Origin of the sequence: Mycolicibacterium neoaurum, from assembly GCF_036946495.1 — a bacterium.
Taxonomy (GTDB): domain Bacteria; phylum Actinomycetota; class Actinomycetes; order Mycobacteriales; family Mycobacteriaceae; genus Mycobacterium; species Mycobacterium neoaurum_B.
The window spans coordinates 1,761,325-1,776,075 of record NZ_JAQIIX010000002.1 but is presented as its reverse complement, the minus strand read 5'-3'; the positions used below and the strand labels follow the sequence as shown (position 1 = coordinate 1,776,075).

Below are 14,751 nucleotides of genomic sequence, written 5' to 3'. Positions count from 1 at the left end.
GGGCCGGCGAGTAATGACCCCGATCCACCCTACAAATATCTCGGCGAGCCGGTGAGCGTGGCGCCGTGCTGGTGACATGATTGACCGATGGCGCATCCCGACGAACCGGAGGATTACCCGACGCCGACGGCACCGCGGGTGCGGGCGGGGACGCTGCTGCTGGCCGAAACCGACCTGCTGGAACCGACATTCCGCCGCACCGTCATCTACATCGTCGAACACAACGAGGGCGGCACGCTGGGTGTAGTGCTCAACCGGCCGAGCGAGACCGCGGTCTACAACGTCCTGCCGCAGTGGGCCGGGATGGCGATCAAGCCAAAGACGATGTTCGTCGGTGGCCCGGTGAAGCGGGATTCCGCGTTGTGCCTGGCCACCGTCCGGGTCGGCGTCGACATCACCGGGGTGCCCGGATTGCGCCATGTCCAGGGCCGGGTCTGCATGGTCGATCTGGACTCCGATCCCGAGGACATCGCCGCGGTGGTCGAGGGGGTGCGGATCTTCGCCGGGTACTCGGGCTGGACCGTCGGACAGCTCGAGGGCGAGATCGAGCGCGACGACTGGATCGTGCTTTCGGCATTGCCCTCGGATGTGCTCGCCGAACCGCGGGTCGATCTCTGGTCCCGGGTGCTGCGTCGTCAACCGCTACCGCTGGCGATGCTCGCGACCCATCCGATCGACCTGAGCCGAAACTGACCTGACGGCGCTCAGCACGAGAGCGTGCATGAGGCGCACGAGCCGGCACAGCCCCCACCGGCATCGCGGGCAGCGGCCTGGGCGGCCTCCTTGCGAGCCACCACCTTGGCGCCCTGCCAGCAACCGGCGGCGACCGTCCCGATGGCGCCGATGACACACACGGGCAGCAGCAGCGTGGCCATGGTCGGCGCGGCCAGTGCCACCGCACCACCAGCCGCGAGCATCGCGGCGGCGGCGAACTGTGTCGGCGCCACGGCACGCAGCACCTGACGCACGGGATCGTCGGCGAAGGGTTGCTTCAAGGACCACACAGCCGCGCCGGCGGTGGCGACGGCCACGACCAGGCAGAGGACCGCGGCAACAAGCATGGCTTCAGGATACGAGGCGGACGCGCTTCGGTGTTAGTTGGGGACGACCGGCCCGGTCCCGAGGCTGACCGGGATGGCGGCGGGCGCGACCGCCGCGGGCGCGGGGACCACCGGTGCCGCAGCGGCGGGTGCCGCGGCAGCTGCAGGAGCCGCGGGTGCGGGTGCGGAGACCCGGAAGCCGTTGATGATCGCGTCGGTGGCATCCGCGGCGGCCACGGACTGCGATTCGGAGGTGGTGACCGACAGCGATACCAGATAGCGGTCGGTACCGGAGGTCGCGATGATGTGGCGCCGGGAGGTGTTCAGCGTCATGTTGTTCTCGCGGTAGGTGCCCTCGATGATCGACGTCGGCACACCGGCGACCTCGGCGATCGATCCGCCGGTCGCCCGCCACGCCGTCAACTGCTGGCTGTCGACGAATCCGTGCCGGATCGCCTCGCGCTGGTCGAAGTTCCCGACGAGCTTGTAGACAACGACCTGCGCGTTGTTGCTGTACAGCCCGTCACCGCCGACCCGGTCGGCGATGACGGCGAAGGCGTCCGGAACGTTGGGATCGGGCACCTGGGTCCAGCCGGTGGGCCGGGGCAGCACGATGTTCAGCGCGGTGAACCCGGCGGGGGTCTGGGGCTCCAGCGTCACATTCTGGCTGGTCAGGTAGTCGCGGATGGTGCCAGACGGATTCGGCGTCAACGGCACCGAGACCGGTCGCGGGGTGGCCGCGGTGCTGGTCGCCGCGCCCAGCTGCGGGGCGGCACCAGGCACACCGGGGGCTGCCGGAACAGCGGGGACGGCGGCCGGGGCGACCGGGCTGCCCGCCGCGATCGGCTGGGCGGGTGCGGCAGCGGCCGGGATCAACGGAGCGGCTTGCGGCGCGACCGTGACGGTCTGGGTGACGGTCACCGGGGCCGGCGGCACGGGATGAGGGGGCAGCGGCTCGGCGCTCGCGGGGGTGGCGGCCAGGCTCACCGCACCGGCCAGGCCGGCGGCGGTCCCGGCGATGACAATCCGCCAGCGGCGCGCGTGCTCGTTCATCCTGACGTCGGTCCTTCCGGGTCGTTCGGTGCGTGGCGGGAATTCGATTCCGGCGGGTCAGGGGCCGACTGTAACCATGCCGGCGGGGCATTCGACAGCGTCGGGACCGAGCTGCAACCGGGTTCTGACCACCCTGCAACGCAACCTTTATCAACCCGTGGCCGAAGGGCGCGCGAGCGGCGCTTATACCCTGTTCGACGTGACAGATCCCTCCGTCGACCCCGCCGACGCACCGCAGCACCGCTACTCCGCCGCGCTGGCCGGTGATATCGAGCTGGCCTGGCAACAGCGCTGGCAGCGCCTGGGCACCTTCCACGTGCCCAACCCGGTGGGATCGCTGGCGCCCACCGATGGTTCGGCCGTCCCGGCGGACAAGATGTTCGTCCAGGACATGTTCCCCTATCCGTCCGGGGACGGCCTGCACGTCGGGCACCCACTGGGCTATATCGCCACCGATGTCTACGCCCGCTACTTCCGGATGACCGGGCGGAATGTCCTGCACGCCTTGGGTTTCGACGCCTTCGGGCTGCCCGCCGAACAGTATGCCGTGCAGACCGGTACGCATCCGCGCACCCGCACCGAGGCCAACATCGTCAACTTCCGCAGGCAGCTGGGCCGCCTCGGGCTGGGCCACGATTCGCGGCGCAGCTTCTCCACCACCGATGTCGACTTCTACAAGTGGACGCAGTGGATCTTTCTGCAGATCTACAACGCCTGGTTCGACCCCGAGCTCAAGCGTGCGCGCCGCATCGAGGAGTTGATCGAGGAGTTCGCCGACGGCACCCGTGCGCTGCCCGACGGTCGCGCCTGGGCCGACCTGGCCAAAGCCGAGCGCGCCGATATCGTCGACGGCTACCGGCTGGTGTACCGCGCCGACTCGGTGGTCAACTGGTGCCCGGGCCTGGGCACGGTGCTGGCCAACGAGGAGGTCACCTCCGACGGCCGAAGCGACCGCGGCAACTTCCCGGTGTTCCGGAAGCGGTTGCGGCAGTGGATGATGCGCATCACCGCTTATTCCGACCGGCTGCTCGACGACCTGGACGTGTTGGACTGGCCCGACAAGGTCAAGGCCATGCAGCGCAACTGGATCGGCCGCTCCGTCGGCGCCCAGGTCCGATTCGGCACGGCCGCCGGCGCCATCGAGGTGTTCACCACCCGGCCCGATACCCTCTACGGCGCGACCTACCTGGTGCTGGCCCCCGAGCACGAGCTCGTCGACGCGTTGACCGCCGCCGCCTGGCCCGACGGCACCGACGACCGGTGGACCTACGGCGGCGCGACCCCGGCCGAGGCGATCGCGGCCTACCGCTCCGATATCGCGGCCAAGTCCGACCTGGAGCGGCAGGAGAACAAATCCAAGACCGGCGTCTTCACCGGGGCCTATGCCACCAATCCGGTGAACGGGGCTCAGGTTCCGGTGTTCATCGCCGACTACGTGCTGGCCGGCTACGGCACCGGCGCCATCATGGCGGTGCCCTCCGGTGACCAGCGCGACTGGGAGTTCGCAGGTGCGTTCGGGCTGCCCATCATCGAGGTTGTGGCCGGCGGCGACGTCACCCAGGCGGCCTACAGCGGCGACGGTGTGATGGTGAACTCCGGCGAGCTGGACGGGTTGACGGTCGCGGCGGCCAAGGAGGCGATCATCGCCAGACTGGAAGCCGAGGGCACCGGGCGCGCCCGGGTCGAGTACAAGCTGCGGGACTGGCTCTTCGCGCGGCAGCGGTACTGGGGTGAGCCGTTCCCCATCGTCTACGACGCCGACGGCCGGGCCCACCCGCTCCCGGAATCGGCTCTGCCGGTGGAGCTTCCGGACATCCAGGACTACGCGCCGGTGATGTTCGATCCCGACGATGCCGACAGCGAGCCCTCGCCGCCGCTGGGTAAGGCCACCGAGTGGGTGCACGTGGACCTCGATCTGGGCGACGGATTGCAGGCCTACACCAGGGACACCAACGTCATGCCGCAGTGGGCGGGCAGCTCGTGGTACGAGCTGCGCTATGCCGATCCGCATAACTCGGAAGCGTTCTGCGCCAAGGAGAACGAGGCCTATTGGATGGGACCGCGGCCGGAGATCCACGGTCCGCAGGATCCCGGCGGTGTGGACCTGTACGTCGGCGGTGTCGAGCATGCGGTGCTGCACCTGCTGTACTCCCGGTTCTGGCACAAGGTGCTCTTCGATCTCGGCCATGTCAGCTCTTCCGAGCCGTACCGCCGCCTGGTCAATCAGGGCTACATCCAGGCGTTCGCCTATACCGATGCCCGGGGTTCCTATGTACCCGCGGCCGAGGTCGTCGAGCGCGATGGCAGGTTCTTCTACCCGGCTCCCGAGGGCGAGATCGAGGTCAACCAGGAGTTCGGCAAGATCGGCAAATCGCTGAAGAACTCGGTGTCCCCGGACGAGATCTGCGACGAGTACGGCGCCGACACCTTGCGCGTCTACGAGATGTCGATGGGACCGCTGGAGGCCTCGCGTCCCTGGGCGACCAAGGATGTCGTCGGGGCGCATCGGTTCCTGCAGCGGGTGTGGCGGGCCGTCATCGACGAGTCGACCGGCGCGGTGCGGGTCACCGACGAGCAGGTCGGTGACGAGACGCTGCGCGCGCTGAACAAGGCCATCGCGGGTGTCGCCGAAGACTATGCGGCGCTGCGCAACAACACGGCGGCGGCCAAGCTGATCGAGTACACCAACCACATCACCAAGGCCGCGGTGACGGCGCGGGCGGCAATAGAGCCGCTGGTCCTGATGGTCGCGCCGTTGGCCCCGCACCTGGCCGAGGAACTGTGGCGGCGGCTGGGTCACGACGGATCGCTGGCGCACGGGCCCTTCCCCATCGCCGACGAGCGCTATCTGGTCGATGACACCATCGAATTGCCGGTCCAGGTCAACGGCAAGGTGCGCGGCAAGATCACCGTCGCCGCCGATGCGGACAGGGCAGCCCTGGAGGCGGCCGCGCGCGCCGACGAGAAGGTGCTGGCCTTCCTCGACGGCGCCACACCCAAGAAGGTGATCGTGGTTCCCGGCAAGCTGGTCAACCTGGTCGTCTGAGCGATCCCCGACCAACGGTGGGGTTCCATCCCCACCGTTGGTCTAGTTTCCGGCGGCGGTCGGCACATATGGCGCTTTGTGCATACCGGCGTACGGATACTGGTCACAGGGCCGCAGCGTGGCGGCGGAGATCCCGTCTGTGAGAACGTTTTACCGTATATGGCGGCCCGGTTTGGAGCGCGCAATGTCGGACAACCGGATCGTCGTCTACAAGGGGCCCGGCCAGGTCGCCGTCGAGACCCTGCCCTATCCCAAACTCGAGGTACCCGCCGAGGTCGCGAGCGCGATGGGAATGAGCCGCAAGGCCGACCACGCGGTCATCCTGAAGTGTGTATCGACCAACATCTGCGGCTCCGATCAGCACATGGTCCGCGGCCGCACCACTGCGCCCGTCGGCCAGACCCTCGGCCATGAGATCACCGGCGAGGTCGTCGAGAAGGGTTCCGACGTACAGTTTCTCGAAGTCGGGGATATCTGCTCGGTGCCGTTCAACATCGCATGCGGGCGTTGCCGGAACTGCCGCGAGGGACAGACCGGCATCTGTCTGAACGTCAACCCGGCACGGGCCGGATCGGCATACGGATACGTCGACATGGGCGGCTGGCTCGGTGGCCAGGCCGATTACGTGATGGTGCCCTTCGCGGACTTCAACCTGCTGAAGTTCCCGGATCGTGATGCCGCGCTTGCCAAGATCCGCGATCTGACCATGCTCTCGGACATCTTCCCGACCGGATATCACGGCGCCAAGACCGCCGGTGTCACCACCGGATCGACGGTCTACGTCGCGGGCGCGGGCCCGGTCGGGCTGGCCGCCGCGTACTCGGCGCATCTGCTGGGGGCGGCGGTGGTGATCGTCGGTGACCTCAACGCGGACCGACTGGCCCAGGCCCGGTCGTTCGGCTGTGAGACCGTCGACATCAGCGCCGATGCCACCCTCGAGGAGCAGATCGCCGAGATCCTGCACACCGACGAGGTCGACTGCGCGGTGGATGCGGTGGGCTTCGAGGCGAGCGGGCACGGCCATGATGCCGGTGAGCAGCCCGCCGCGGTGCTGAACTCGATCATGAATGTGACCAGGGCCGGCGGATCGCTGGGCATTCCCGGTCTGTACGTCACCGGTGACCCAGGCGGCACCGATGAGGACGCCAAGCACGGCACGTTGAAGGTCCGGCTCGGCCTCGGTTGGGCCAAGAGCCACAGTTTCTACACCGGCCAGTGCCCGGTTCTGAAGTACAACCGCGGCCTGATGATGAGCATCCTGCACGACAAGGCACATATCGCCGATGCGGTGAATGCGACGGTGATCGGCCTGGAGGACGCGCCCGACGGCTATGCCGCGTTCGATTCGGGTGTCGCGCAGAAGTTCGTGCTCGATCCGCACGGGATGGTGCCGGCCTAGCGTGCGATTTCGGCGCGCTCACGCTCGCTCACCGAGCGCGAGCGCGCCGAAATCACGGGTTCGGACGCACCGTGACTTCGTGGATGTGTCCGTCCCTTGGCGCGTTGACCGCCTGGGCGACCAACAGACCCACCGTGGCGGGCTTCAGGAAGGCGGCCGGATCGTAGGTCTTGCCCTCGTAGGCGACCAGGTCGCGCTGCATCTCCGAATCGGTGCGCCCCGGGAACACCGAGGTGACCCGCAGCGTGGGTTCGTCGGTCCGCAACGAGTCGGCGAACGCACGGAGTGCGAACTTGCTCGCCGAATAGGACGCCATATTGGCCGAGACCTTCTGTCCGGCACCGGAGTTGATGAACACCACATGCCCGCCCGCGGCCCGCAGCGCCGGTAGCAGGGCCAGGGTCAGCGCGACCGCACCGGTGACGTTGACCTCGAAGCTCGCCCGCCACTGCTCGGCGGTGGACTCGGCCACCGGGCCCGGATAGAGCACGCCTGCGTTGTGCACCAGCACGTCGAGCTCGGCGAGGACCTCGGCGGCGGATTCGATGGACTCCTGAACCGTCAGGTCCACAGGCCAGGTGGGAGCCCCGAGTCGCTCGGCGACGGCATCGAGCCGCGCCGACGGTCGGCCGGCGAGCAGCAGGGTGTGGGTCGGGGCGAGAGCATCGGCGATGGCCGATCCGATTCCGCCACCCGCACCGGTGATCAGGGCTGTGGGCACAGGAGAAAACTGTACCGACACTGCACGCTGGGCCGCGGCGTCGCATTATTGATGCGATGCCACCGGACCCAAGCTTCGCTCCCACCCAGCTCGCCGCGCGAGCGGCCTATCTGCTGCGCGGAAACGACCTCGGCGTGATGACCACCGCCGCCCCCCTGCTCTACCCGCACATGTGGAGCTGGGACGCCGCCTTCGTGGCCATCGGACTGGCGCCGCTGAGCGTCGAGCGCGCCGTCGTCGAACTGGACACCCTGCTCTCGGCCCAATGGGGCAACGGGATGATCCCGCACATCGTGTTCGCCAACGGCGTCGACGGGTACTTCCCCGGTCCGGCGCGCTGGGCGACCTCGGCGCTGGCCGTCCATGCCCCGCGGACCCGGCACACCTCCGGGATCACCCAGCCGCCGGTGCACGCCATCGCGGTGCAGCGCATCCTCGACCGTGCCAAGGCGCGCGGCAGGTCCACCCGCGCGGTGGCCGAGTCCTTCCTGGACCGGCGATGGAGCGATCTGGTCCGGTGGCACCGGTGGCTGGCCGAGGCGCGCGACCCGGATCAGCGTGGCCGGATCACCCTCTATCACGGGTGGGAGTCCGGAATGGACAACTCACCGCGCTGGGACAGTTCCTACGCCAACGTGATTCCCGGGGACGTGCCCGAGTATCAGCGTGAGGACAACAAGATCAACACCGACGCAAGCCAGCGTCCGTCCGATACCGAGTACGACCGCTACCTGTGGCTGCTTGAGGAGATGAAGGCCGTCCGCTACGACGACGACCTGCTGGCCAAGACGATGAGCTTCGCCGTGGAGGACGTGTTCGTCTCGGCGATCTTCTCGGTGGCCTGCCGGGTGCTGGCCGAGATCGGCGAGGATCATCGGCGTTCGCCGGCCGATATCCGCGACCTCTATTCCTGGGCCGACCGATTCCGCGCCGGTGTCGTCGAAACCACCGACGGAAGAACCGGTGCAGCAAGGGATTTCGATGTCCGTGCCGGCTCCTGGGTGGCCACCGAGACGATTGCGCAGTTCGCTCCGCTGCTGTGCGGTGGGCTTGCGCACGACAAGGAGCGTGCGTTGCTGCGACTACTGGACGGTCCCCGATTCAGCAGCCACCCGGACCTGCGATACTCGCTGATCCCGTCTACCTCACCGGTTTCCCGGGACTTCCGGGCCCGCGAATATTGGCGCGGACCCGTCTGGCCGGTGACGACGTGGTTGTTCTCGTGGTGTTTCGCCCGCCGCGGTTGGGCAGAGCGCGCGCTGACGCTACGTCAGGAGGGACTGCGCCAGGCCAGCGACGGCACCTTCGCCGAGTATTACGAGCCGTTCACCGGTGAGCCGCTGGGCAGCATGCAGCAGTCCTGGACCGCCGCCGCAGTGCTGGACTGGCTGGGCTGACTCAGGTCGGGGACTGGTCGGCCAGGCGGTCCAGTGAACCCAACGCCGCTGTCAGCGTTGCCTTGTCCTCGGCACTGAGCCCTTCGAGCAGGCCGGCGAGGAACGCGCGCCGCGCCTCGAGCGCCTCGCGGTGCTGCACCAATCCGCGCGGGGTCACCTCGACGAGCACGGCCCGCAGATCCGACGGATCACGCGAACGCTTGACCAGACCGAGCTTCTCCAGTCGTCGGATGGCCACGGTGGTGGTGGGCGTACGAACCCGTTCGTGGGCGGCCAGTTCCGTCATCCGGATCGGCCCACAATCCAGCAGCGTCAACAAGATCGAGAGCTGGGCGAGGGTCAGATCGGCACCGGGGGCGTTCCCCGCACCGCGATTATCGCCACGGCGCAGCACGGAGAACAGCTTGGAGAGCACACGCTGGAGCTCCCCGGCCAGTTCCTCGGTCTGCGGTTCGGTCTCGACCATAATTTCGCAAGTCTAACCTGTCCGTCTCGGACGGGCGGTAATGCGCGAGATTCGGTCGTGGGTCACAACACCTGGTCCAGGAACCGGCGCAACCGCTCGGTTTCGGCGCTTTCGAAGATCTGCTCGGGTGGCCCGGACTCGACGACTTTGCCTTCGTCCATGAACACCACGGCGTCGGCAGCCGAACGGGCGAAACCCATCTCGTGGGTGACCACGACCATGGTCATGCCCGTGGAACCCAGATCGGCGATCAGCTCCAGGATTCCCTTCACCAGTTCGGGATCCAGTGCCGAGGTCGCCTCGTCGAAGAACATCACCTGGGGTGACATCGCCAGCGCGCGGGCGATGGCGACCCGCTGCTGCTGGCCACCGGACAGCGTGGCGGGACGGACATCGGCCTTGTGCCGCAACCCGACCCGATCCAGCTGGGTCAGTGCGAGCTCGCGGGCCTCCTCGGCGGAGATCCCCTTGAGCCGGCGCGGTGCCATCGCCACGTTCTCGACCACGGTGCGGTGCGGGAACAGATTGAACTGTTGGAAGACCATGCCGATGCGCTGGCGGAGCTTGTCGGGATTGTCGGCGAGCACCGATCTGCCGTCGAGCAGGATGTCGCCGCGGTCCGGCTCGTAGAGCCGGTTCAGGGTGCGCAGCAATGTCGACTTCCCTGATCCAGAGGGGCCGATGACCGCGGTGGTGGTCCCTGCCGGCACCGCGAGCTCGATACCGCGCAGCACCTGGTTCGGGCCGAAGGACAGGTGAATATCGTTGGCGGCCAGCGATACTGCCTGTAGCTGCGGGCTTGCCATCAGATCATCTCCTGTTGGACGGGGGCGGGCTGCTTACCGGTACGCAACCGGGCGTCGATCACGTTGACCAGGTGGGTCAGCGGAATCGTCAGCGCAAGATAGAACAGCCCGGCCGCCACCAGCGGTGAGAGATTGCCGGTCTGCGCGTTCAGGTCTCGACCCACCTGGAAGAGCTCGCGCTGGTTGGCGACCAGGCCGAGGAAGTACACCAGCGAGGAAGCCTTCAACAGAGAGATGAACTGGTTGACCAGGGCAGGCAGCACCCGTCGGATGCCTTGCGGGATGATCACCAGCTTCATGGACTCCGAATAGCTGAAACCCAGTGCCCGTGAGGCTTCCATCTGTCCGGTCTCGACGCTCTGGATTCCCGAGCGGAAGATTTCGCCGACATAGGCCGCCGACATCAGCCCGAGGGCGGCGATACCGAGGGGATAGGGGTTGTTGCCCGTCAGTTCCCCGACGATGGGCCCGATACCGAGACCGATGATCAGGATGATCACCACCTCGGGCAGTCCGCGGAAGATGTCGGTGTACACCCGGGCGGGCCAGCGCAGCAGGCGCGACCGGGAGATGCCTGCCACGGCCAGCAAGAGCCCGAGCACGACCCCGATCACGGCCGCGCCCGCGGTGAGCAGCAGGGTGTTCGGCAGGCCGGTCTTGAACAGATCGGGGATGGCCTGGCGATACAGATCCCAGTCGAGGAAGGTGTCGGCCAGTTGTCCGAGAACGGATTTCCGCGCCGTCGGCGTGACGGGTTCGGCCGGTGCCCGCTCGGCGGCGATCTGTGCGAAGTCGGGCAGTTGCGGTTCGGGGGCTGCCTTGGATCCGGGTTTCCATCCCGGCGGCAGGGCGCGTGGCACCCAGTCGGTGTACAGCCGTGCCCAGGTTCCGTCGGCGATGACGGCGTCGAGCCCCGCGTTGAGGGCGTCGATCAGCGGCTGGTTCTCCTTGGCGACCGCGTACGCCACGAAATTGTCCAGACTGAACGTGTTCTCGATGATCGTCGCGGGATCACCGGGCTGCACGGTACCGACAGCCTGCTGAGAGGGCGCCACCCAGGCGTCGATCTGGCGGGTCTTGAGGCTGCCGTACACCGTGTTGTAGTCGGGGAACTTCACCGGGTCCAGGCCGAGGGTGTCGACGACGTAGGCCTCTTGCACGGTGCCCTGGACCACGCCGATGCGCTGCCCGGGCCCGAGCTGGGAGAAGCTGGTGATCGATGAGCCGGCCGGCACGACGAGGGAGAAATAGCCGAAGTCGTAGCCATTGGTGAATCCGACGGTCTTGCGTCGGGCGTCGGTGGTGGTGATCGATGACGAGCCCACGTCGAAGCGGCCGGAAGCCACTTGTGCCAACAGCCCCGAGAAGTCGGTTCCGACGAAGTTCACCCGCAGGCCCAACTTCTCGGCGACGGCGCGCAACACCTCGTTGTCGAAGCCGGTGAACTGTCCGGTCGCGTCGATACAGATGCTGGGCGGCGCGTCGGAGAGCGTGCCGACCGTCAACACTCCCGGTGTGCCGAGCCCCAGTGCATTGACGTCGATGCGATCGAGCGGTTCGACACCGGCGGTGGTGTATTTATCGGCGCCTGGCCCCTGCGCGGCAGCGGCCAGGTTGGTCGGCAGTGCGCTGGCACTGTCGACACCCGGTGGCGCGCATTGGTCGGCGCCCGCCGGAGCGGCCATCCCGACCGCGCACACCAGAAACGCGAGCACCAGCGCGAGCACCAGGTGCCCGGTCCGGCGGAGCATCGAGGTCATGGGTGCCCAACGTAGCCGCTGCGCCCGCGTGGGCGAAGTCTTCAACTCATTCCGACAGCAATCGAAGCGACCGGGACCGATCAGCCCTGTGCGCGCTGATCTCGCCACCGCACCAGCGCTTCGGCGAGGCCCAGGTCGTAATCGGGTCCGTTGACGCCGATGGTCAGCAGGGTGACACCCAGCCCGACGAGCGCCTCGGCTCCGGCCAGCGCCGCCTCGACGCTCTTCTCCGGAACCCCGGACGACCGCTCGATGGCGCCGGGATCACGGCCCACGTCGGCGCAGTGGGAGTCCAGAACCTCGGCCAGACCGGGGTAGGTGTCGGCATCGGTGAAGCCATGCCAGATGTGCGCGTGCTCGGCGACCAGACGCAGCGTCTTGCGCTTACCCTGACCGCCGATCAGGATCGGGATCTCGCGCACCGGTGCGGGGTTCAGCTTGGCCAGCCGGGACCGGATCCGGGGGAGGTCTGCGGCAAGGTCGTCCAGCCTGCTGCCCGCGGTGCCGAACTCATAGCCGTACTCGTCGTAATCCTTCTGCTTCCAACCGGATCCGATGCCCAGGATCAGCCTGCCGTCGGAGATGTTGTCGACGGTGCGCGCCATATCGGCCAGCAGCTCGGGATTGCGATAGGAGTTGCACGTGACCAACGCGCCGATCTCGATGCGGGAGGTCTGCTCAGCCCAGGCGGCGAGCATCGTCCAGCACTCATAATGCGCACCGTCGGGATCGCCGTACAGCGGGAAGAAGTGATCCCAGTTGAAGGCGATGTCGACGCCCATCTCCTCGGCCCGGCGCACGGCGTCACGGATGTGGCCGTACCTGGGGGAGTGCTGGGGCTGGAGTTGGACGGCGATGCGGACGGGGCGCTCGGTTGCGGTCATGGTGTCCACCAATACCCCTTCCGGGGGCGTCACACCCCTATATTGCCGCCGTCGCGCCAGACCGCCACCACGGAGGGCTTGGCGGTGCCGTTGCCGCCCTCGGGCCACCGCGACAGCGGGTCGTCGATGCTGTTGTCGTCGTTCTCACCCGGGTGCTGCACGCAGACGGTGACCAGGTCGTCGGTGATGACCGGACCGCACGTCTCGGCGCCCAGCGGCACCGTGAGGAACTGTTTGGTCAATCCGCGGGTGGGTCCGTCCAGGGACACCGCGAACAGTCCGTCGTTGGAGTCCAGCGCGTTGCCGTCGGTGGACACCCAGAGGTTGCCGTGGCCGTCGAAGGCGAGGTTGTCCGGGCAAGAGATCGGGCTGACCTTGGTCTTGTCGAAGCCGCCGAAGTAGCTGTCGGCCGCCTCCGGGTCACCGCATACCAACAACAGCTCCCAGGTGAAATCGGTTCCGGCGTGGTTGTCGGTGATCTCCAGCACCTGGCCGTTCTTGTTGTCATTGCGCGGGTTGGCCGCATCCGGCCCGGCCTTACCGTCGGCGCCCCGGTTGCTGTTGTTGGTCAGCGCCACGTAGACCTTGCCGCTCTTGGGGTTGGCCTCGAAGTCTTCGGGGCGGTCCATCTTGGTGGCCCCGGCCTTGTCCCCGGCGAATCGGGTGAAGACGGCGACCTCCTCGGCGGACATACCGTCGACCAAGGACTGTGCCGCTCCGCCGGGTCCGGACCGCAACAGCGGAATCCAGGAACCGGTGCCTGCGAACTTCCCGGTGTCCGGCAGGGCGCCGGAGCCGTCGATCTGTTCGGCCGGGATGTCGCTGGATAGCTTCGCGACGTACAGCGTGCCCTCGTCCAGGATGGTCATGTTGTGCGCCATGTTGCCGGTCTGGATCTTCTTGGCGGAGACGAACTTGTACATGTAGTCGAAGCGTTCGTCGTCGCCGGTGTACGCGACGACGGTGCCGTCGTCGGCGACATGGATGGTGGCCGCCTCGTGCTTGAAACGACCCAGCGCGGTGTGTTTGATGGGTGCCGACGCCGGATCCCAGGGGTTGAGTTCGACGACGTAGCCGAACCGGTGTAACTCGTTGGGATTCTTGGTGATGTCGAAGCGCGGGTCGAAGTTCTCCCATTTGCGTTCGGTCGGCTCGGATTCGACGCCGTAGCGCTTCAGTCGGTCGGCGGTCACACCGGTCGGCGCCGGTGCACCGGCGGGCGCGCCGAAGTAGGAGTTGAAGTTCTCCTCACCGGACAGCACCGTGCCCCAGGGCGTCACGCCGCCCGAGCAGTTGTTGACGGTGCCCAGCACGACGCGGCCGCTGGTGTCGGCGGCGGTCTTGAGCAGTTCGGTGCCCGCGGCAGGGCCGACAAGGGTGAACGGGGTGTCGGCCGTGATCCGGCGGTTGTAGCGACCGAGTACAGGCCGTAGACCGTCACCGGTGCGCTCCACCTCGACCACCGAAAGACCATGTGCGGCAATGCCGATCTCAAACTGCTCACGGGTCGGGTTGTCGGCGTCATAGCCGGGGTGCATGAACTGCTCGGTGGTGTACTCGTGGTTGGTCACCAGCAGGAACCGATCGGAACTTCCCTCGATGGGCAGCAGACCGGCGAAGTCGTTGTTGAATCCGAACTGTTGGCGCTGCGCGGCCGCGCTCTGCCGGTTCACGTCGAAGACGGGGGCGCCGGGCAGTACCGGATCACCCCAGCTGATCACCACCGACTGCCGGTAACCTTCGGGGATCACCACGGCGTCCTCGCTGTTGGGGGCCACCGCGGTGAAGTTCATCCCGGCCGGTGTCGGCGGCTCGGCGGGTGCGGCCGATGACGATGTCGCGGCGGAGTCGGATCCGGTGCTCGAACAGGCTGCCAGTGCCGAGCCGGCACCGACCGCAAGGACGGCCATACCTGCGGTCTTGAGCGCCGACCGGCGGGACACCGCGGCCAACACTTCGCCGAAGTACTCGTTGTCGCTGGTGTTCGGCACCGGCTTGGAGCAGGCATCGCCGCAGCGGTAGCGGCAGGTGACATGTTGGCGCGACGACCGGCCGTCGTGTGCGACAAAGAGATTCAGCGGTATGAGCGCCATGGCGTGCGAGGATCCTTCCACCCGAAGAGACCGCTCGTGGGCTGGACGAACGGTTCGGGGCAGAAAGCTACGGCAGCCGGACTAGC

At 67.5% G+C, this 14,751-nt stretch carries 12 protein-coding genes; 4 read left to right on the top strand and 8 right to left on the bottom strand.

Annotated features, from left to right (window positions below):
- Nucleotides 1-87: 87 nt before the first annotated feature.
- Complete coding sequence (locus tag PGN27_RS13845; RefSeq protein WP_335326623.1) at nucleotides 88-693, top strand: YqgE/AlgH family protein; 606 nt, start codon at nucleotides 88-90, stop codon at nucleotides 691-693.
- Nucleotides 694-704: 11 nt separating this feature from the next.
- Here PGN27_RS13845 and PGN27_RS13840 read toward each other — a convergent pair whose 3' ends face one another.
- Nucleotides 705-1,061: a hypothetical protein gene (locus PGN27_RS13840; RefSeq protein ID WP_335326622.1), complete on the bottom strand. Its 357-nt coding sequence runs from the start codon at nucleotides 1,059-1,061 to the stop codon at nucleotides 705-707.
- Nucleotides 1,062-1,094: 33 nt separating this feature from the next.
- Nucleotides 1,095-2,093, bottom strand: a complete 999-nt coding sequence (locus tag PGN27_RS13835; protein ID WP_335326621.1) for an LpqN/LpqT family lipoprotein — start codon at nucleotides 2,091-2,093, stop codon at nucleotides 1,095-1,097.
- A 199-nt stretch (nucleotides 2,094-2,292) separates the two neighbouring features.
- Between PGN27_RS13835 and leuS the strand changes: the two genes are divergently transcribed.
- Both leuS and fdhA read left to right on the top strand, forming a co-directional pair.
- Nucleotides 2,293-5,139, top strand: a complete 2,847-nt coding sequence (gene leuS / locus PGN27_RS13830) for a leucine--tRNA ligase (protein ID WP_335326620.1) — start codon at nucleotides 2,293-2,295, stop codon at nucleotides 5,137-5,139.
- A 184-nt stretch (nucleotides 5,140-5,323) separates the two neighbouring features.
- The gene (gene fdhA / locus PGN27_RS13825) at nucleotides 5,324-6,538 is read left to right on the top strand and encodes a formaldehyde dehydrogenase, glutathione-independent (protein WP_335326619.1); all 1,215 of its coding nucleotides are present in this window, start codon (nucleotides 5,324-5,326) and stop codon (nucleotides 6,536-6,538) included.
- A 52-nt stretch (nucleotides 6,539-6,590) separates the two neighbouring features.
- Here the strand turns inward: fdhA and PGN27_RS13820 are convergent, their stop codons facing one another.
- Nucleotides 6,591-7,259, bottom strand: coding sequence for an SDR family oxidoreductase (locus PGN27_RS13820; RefSeq protein WP_335326618.1), 669 nt, complete (start codon nucleotides 7,257-7,259; stop codon nucleotides 6,591-6,593).
- A 56-nt stretch (nucleotides 7,260-7,315) separates the two neighbouring features.
- On the opposite strand from PGN27_RS13820, the gene ggh reads away from it, so the two are divergent.
- The gene (gene ggh, locus PGN27_RS13815) at nucleotides 7,316-8,656 is read left to right on the top strand and encodes a glucosylglycerate hydrolase (RefSeq protein WP_335326617.1); all 1,341 of its coding nucleotides are present in this window, start codon (nucleotides 7,316-7,318) and stop codon (nucleotides 8,654-8,656) included.
- A gap of 1 nt (nucleotide 8,657) precedes the next feature.
- Here the strand turns inward: ggh and PGN27_RS13810 are convergent, their stop codons facing one another.
- From PGN27_RS13810 to PGN27_RS13790, 5 genes are all read right to left on the bottom strand, one after another.
- Nucleotides 8,658-9,122 carry a MarR family winged helix-turn-helix transcriptional regulator gene (locus tag PGN27_RS13810; protein WP_335326616.1) on the bottom strand — a complete coding sequence of 155 codons (465 nt, stop codon included), beginning with the start codon at nucleotides 9,120-9,122 and terminating at the stop codon, nucleotides 8,658-8,660.
- A 62-nt stretch (nucleotides 9,123-9,184) separates the two neighbouring features.
- Nucleotides 9,185-9,928, bottom strand: a complete 744-nt coding sequence (locus tag PGN27_RS13805; RefSeq protein ID WP_335326615.1) for an amino acid ABC transporter ATP-binding protein — start codon at nucleotides 9,926-9,928, stop codon at nucleotides 9,185-9,187.
- Nucleotides 9,928-11,688, bottom strand: a complete 1,761-nt coding sequence (locus PGN27_RS13800; RefSeq protein WP_335326614.1) for an ABC transporter substrate-binding protein/permease — start codon at nucleotides 11,686-11,688, stop codon at nucleotides 9,928-9,930. The genes PGN27_RS13805 and PGN27_RS13800 overlap by 1 nt, the downstream gene beginning before the upstream one ends.
- 80 nt (nucleotides 11,689-11,768) lie before the next feature.
- Nucleotides 11,769-12,572, bottom strand: a complete 804-nt coding sequence (locus PGN27_RS13795) for an LLM class F420-dependent oxidoreductase (protein ID WP_335326613.1) — start codon at nucleotides 12,570-12,572, stop codon at nucleotides 11,769-11,771.
- A gap of 29 nt (nucleotides 12,573-12,601) precedes the next feature.
- Entirely contained in the window at nucleotides 12,602-14,665 is a 2,064-nt protein-coding gene (locus PGN27_RS13790) for a PhoX family protein (RefSeq protein ID WP_335326612.1), read from the bottom strand.
- Nucleotides 14,666-14,751: the final 86 nt, after the last annotated feature.

Excerpts from the sequence above, each read along its gene's own strand:
- ggh (WP_335326617.1), top strand. The coding sequence starts at position 7,316 with ATGCCACCGGACCCAAGCTTCGCTCCCACCCAGCTCGCCGCGCGAGCG.
- PGN27_RS13800 (WP_335326614.1), bottom strand. The coding sequence starts at position 11,688 with ATGACCTCGATGCTCCGCCGGACCGGGCACCTGGTGCTCGCGCTGGTG.
- PGN27_RS13805 (WP_335326615.1), bottom strand. The coding sequence starts at position 9,928 with ATGGCAAGCCCGCAGCTACAGGCAGTATCGCTGGCCGCCAACGATATT.
- PGN27_RS13840 (WP_335326622.1), bottom strand. The coding sequence starts at position 1,061 with ATGCTTGTTGCCGCGGTCCTCTGCCTGGTCGTGGCCGTCGCCACCGCC.
- PGN27_RS13835 (WP_335326621.1), bottom strand. The coding sequence starts at position 2,093 with ATGAACGAGCACGCGCGCCGCTGGCGGATTGTCATCGCCGGGACCGCC.
- PGN27_RS13810 (WP_335326616.1), bottom strand. The coding sequence starts at position 9,122 with ATGGTCGAGACCGAACCGCAGACCGAGGAACTGGCCGGGGAGCTCCAG.
- PGN27_RS13795 (WP_335326613.1), bottom strand. The coding sequence starts at position 12,572 with ATGACCGCAACCGAGCGCCCCGTCCGCATCGCCGTCCAACTCCAGCCC.
- fdhA (WP_335326619.1), top strand. The coding sequence starts at position 5,324 with ATGTCGGACAACCGGATCGTCGTCTACAAGGGGCCCGGCCAGGTCGCC.
- PGN27_RS13845 (WP_335326623.1), top strand. The coding sequence starts at position 88 with ATGGCGCATCCCGACGAACCGGAGGATTACCCGACGCCGACGGCACCG.
- PGN27_RS13790 (WP_335326612.1), bottom strand. The coding sequence starts at position 14,665 with ATGGCGCTCATACCGCTGAATCTCTTTGTCGCACACGACGGCCGGTCG.